The organism is Streptomyces sp. NPDC006450, from assembly GCF_040612195.1.
Classification (GTDB): domain Bacteria; phylum Actinomycetota; class Actinomycetes; order Streptomycetales; family Streptomycetaceae; genus Streptomyces.
On the sequence record NZ_JBEXPT010000228.1, the window covers coordinates 1 to 4,071 of the forward strand.

Genomic DNA, 4,071 nt, shown 5'->3' on the forward strand with positions numbered 1-4,071 from the left:
CGCATCACCCTGGACCAGGACCTGATCCTGTACCTCTTCGGTACCCCCGGTCAGGACCGCTTCTGGTTCATGTGGGACGACCTCGTCCGCGGCGCGATCGGGGCGATCGTCCTGGTCGACACGCGGCGCCTGGCCGACTGCTTCCCGGCCGTCGACTACTTCGAGAACAGCGGCCTGCCGTTCGTCGTGGCGCTCAACGGCTTCGAGGGGCACCAGCCGTACACCCCGGAGGAGGTCCGCGAGGCCCTGCAGATCGGCCCGGACGCCCCCATCATCACCACCGACGCCCGCCACCGCGCGGACGCCAAGAGCGCGCTCATCACGCTCGTCGAGCACGCCCTCATGGCGCGGCTCAAGTAGGACTCCGCGCAACGAGGGCTTCACCGGCCGGTTTTGGGGGGCGGGCTGTGTCATGCGACACGGCCCGCCCCCTTCGTTCATAACGTTTCGACAGAGAATTGCCGGTAGTTGGCGACACGGTGCGTTCGGCCGGTGTCACTGCGCTCACAACTGGCCCCGTTTTTGCCGCAGGACGCTCTTTATGTCCGATTTACGTGGGACATAAGGCTCTAGGAACGGCCGATTTCAACTGTTTGGAACACGGCCGTTAACCGTGCTGGAATTCAACGAACTAGCTAGTAGCACCGCCGAGAGGTTGTTGGTCGAGTGAGGCGAAGCAACTCGAGCCCCGCGGATGAACCCGCGCGCGGCAACTTCACCCCGCCGCCGCGCGCGGCCGCGTCATCCTTTGACGTACCCGTGGAACCATCCGTGAGCGGCGGCAGCACCAGCAGGTTCTCGCCCCGCAACTGGCGCGTGCCGACCCGTCTGAACGCCATCCTGCTCGTCCCGGTCCTGGTCGGACTGGTCATGGGCGGTTTCCAGGTGAAGGGGTCCATCGACACCTGGGACGAGGCCAAGGACGCCGAGAAGACCGCCGTCATCGTCCAGGCCGCCGCCGAGTACGGCCAGGCGCTCCTGAACGAGCGCGACCTGACGGCCGAGGCCCTGCTGAAGGGCCAGCGCGATTCCGAGCCCGTACTGAAGGCGTACTCCGCCACCGACGCGGCCAAGGCCAAGTTCGCCGACGTCGCCAAGGACCTGCCCGAGGGCCAGGGCCTGGAGCGCCGCCTCGAGCTCTTCCGCCAGGAGGAGCCGAAGCTGGAGCAGGTCCGTAAGACGGCCTACCTGGCGCAGCTCGAGACGCCGAAGAAGGCCCTCCCGAAGGCGATGGGCCCGATTCCGACCGAAGAGGGGTACGTGCTGGTCCAGCACTACCTCATGCAGTTCTCCAACGAGCTGGGCCTCGGCACCGGCAACGTGACCTCGTACGGCCGCATGGTCTACGCGCTCGAACTGTCCAAGGCCGCGAACTCGCTGCAGCGCTCGGTCGGCACGCACCTGCTGGTGCGCCCGAGCGAGAACGAGGACATCCGCAAGGCCCAGCTCGTCGCCTTCTCCTCGTACGCGTACCTCGAAGAGATCGCCATCGGCGAGTACGTCGCCGCCGGCACCGACGAGGACGTCGCGCGCCTCAGGGAGATCATGGGCGCGAAGTCCCAGGAGGGCGCCGCCAAGCTCGCCGCCGCCAAGCAGGCGGCCGAGCAGGCGGGCACCGTCTTCCGCGCGCCTCCGGTGGTCAACGATTCCGCGCTCACCGGCATGACCGAGGCGATAGCCAGCGGCACGAAGCCGGCCGCCCTCGCCCAGGGCGGTACCACCCCCCAGGCCTGGCAGGCCGCGGCCACCGCCAAGTTCGACGGTTACGCCGAGCTCGAGAAGGAACTCCTCGCCAAGGCCCTCAAGGACGCCGGAACCGTCTCCGACGAGGCCCGCAACGACGCCATCCTGACCGGCGCCATCGTGGTCGTGGCCCTGCTCGCCGCCTTCATCCTGGCCGGCCTCATGGCCCGCCAGATGGGCAAGGCGATGCGCCGCCTGCGCGGAGCCGCCTTCGACATCGCCGAGCAGCGCCTGCCGATGCTCGTCGACCAGCTCTCGCGCACCGACCCGGGCAAGGTCGACACCCGTGTGGTGCCGATCCCGATCGACTCCCAGGACGAGATCGGCGAGGTCGCCCGCGCCTTCGACCAGGTCCACCGGGAAGCCGTCCGGCTCGCCGCCGAGCAGGCCCTCCTGCGGGGCAACGTCAACGCGATCTTCACGAACCTCTCCATGCGCAACCAGTCGCTGATCGAGGGCCAGCTGAGCCTGATCACCGAGCTGGAGAACAACGAGGCCGACCCGGACCAGCTGGAGAACCTCTTCCGCCTGGACCACCTGGCCACCCGCATGCGCCGCAACGGCGAGAACCTCCTCATCCTCGCGGGCGAGGAGCCGGGCCGCCGCTGGGACCAGCCGGTCCCCCTCGTCGACGTCCTGCGCGCCGCCTCCTCCGAGGTGGAGCAGTACGAGCGCGTCGAGCTCTCGGGCGTCTCCGAGGCCGAGATCCACGGCCAGGCCGTGACCGACCTCGTGCACCTGCTCGCCGAGCTGCTGGAGAACGCCACCACCTTCTCCTCCCCCCAGACCAAGGTCCGGGTCAACGCGACGCGTCTGCCCGACGGCCGGGTGATGGTCGAGATCCACGACAAGGGAATCGGCCTGACGGCCGAGGACTTCGCGGACATCAACCACAAGCTGGCCAACCCGCCGACCGTGGACGCCGCGATCTCGCAGCGCATGGGTCTGTTCGTGGTCGGCCGGCTGGCCGACCGGCACGGCATCCGCGTCCAGCTGCGCCCCTCGGGCGAGGCGGCCGGCACCACCTCGCTGGTCATGCTCCCCGACGCCATCACCCACGGTGGCGGTGGCGAGGAGATCCCGGCGGACGACTTCACGGTCTCCTCGATGATCCCGCGCCAGCAGACCCAGCAGCCGGCCGCGCTGCGCACGGCCGCCGAGCTCGGCTTCGACGACTCCCGCTACGAGGTCCACCGGGCCGACCAGCCGGGCTACGAAGAGGCCGCCGCCGACCCGGTCGGCCGGTCCCTGGGCCGTGAGGAGCGCCGGGCCGCGCTGGAGGCGCAGGTCGGCTACCCGCAGGCGCAGCCCCAGTCGCAGGCGCAGTACGACGAGCCCGCGGCGCAGTATCCGGAACCGCAGCCGGAGCACGCGTACCAGCCGTACCAGGGTTACGAGCAGCAGCCCGCGCAGGGCTACGACCTCGGTTACGAATCCGCTCAGGCCGGGCAGGGATACGACGCGTACACCCAGCAGGATTACGCGTATCCGGAACCCGAGTACACGGATCAGCGACAGGAACTCCCGGCCTACGACGGCGGGTACGATTCCCCCTCCACAGCGGCGGAGTGGCCCCAGCAGAACACCTACTCGGGCTCCTACCAGCAGGATTACGGGACCGAATCGGAATCACCGGCCGCTCCCGAACCGGCTCCGGAGCGCGTAGGCTTCGACCGTCCGGGCGCCACTGCCGACGCCGGCCACCAGGTGACCGGGGCGGGCCTGCCGCGACGCGGCAGCCAGCCGCAGCAGCGGCCGGGACAGCAGGAAACGGAGTCCTCCGGATCCCTCTTCGAGCAGCGGCCGCAGCGTCAGCAGCAGCCCGCGGCACCGGAGCGGGCCACCGGAGAAACGGAAGGCCCCGCCGACTGGCGCTCGAACAACGACGAGCGCTGGCAGCAGGCCGCCAAGCTCCGTGAGCCGAAGGCGGGCGGGGTCACCCCGTCCGGTCTCCCTCGGCGGGTGCCCAAGGCCAACCTGGTCGAGGGCGCTGCGGAGACGACGCCGCAGGGAGGCCCCGAGGTCTCCCGGGCCCCGGAGGACATCCGTGGCAGGTTGAGCAACCTGCGACGCGGTGTCCAGCAGGGCCGCAACGCGGGATCCGAGCAGTCAAGTAACAGCTATGACCAGGAGCGTTAGTGTGAGCGCGATGAGCCAGGCGGCGCAGAACCTGAACTGGTTGATCACCAACTTCGTGGACAACACCCCAGGGGTGTCCCACACGGTTGTGGTATCCGCCGACGGCCTCCTTCTGGCCATGTCCGAGGGCTTCCCCCGCGACCGGGCCGACCAGCTCGCCGCGGTGGCCTCCGGGCTGACCTCCCTCAC

Annotated in this window: 3 protein-coding genes; all 3 read left to right on the plus strand. The window is 69.6% G+C overall.

The window, feature by feature from the left end; translation table 11 throughout:
• The coding region (locus ABZY57_RS32165; protein WP_356517990.1) for an ATP/GTP-binding protein at window positions 1-360 on the plus strand (360 nt) is incomplete at its 5' end.
• Between the two features lie 306 nt (window positions 361-666).
• Window positions 667-3,882 (plus strand): nitrate- and nitrite sensing domain-containing protein, encoded by a 3,216-nt coding sequence (locus tag ABZY57_RS32170; protein WP_356517992.1) that lies wholly within the window; start codon window positions 667-669, stop codon window positions 3,880-3,882.
• Between the two features lie 10 nt (window positions 3,883-3,892).
• Window positions 3,893-4,071, plus strand: a 179-nt coding sequence (locus ABZY57_RS32175; RefSeq protein WP_356517994.1) for a roadblock/LC7 domain-containing protein, incomplete at its 3' end; no start/stop codon positions are given.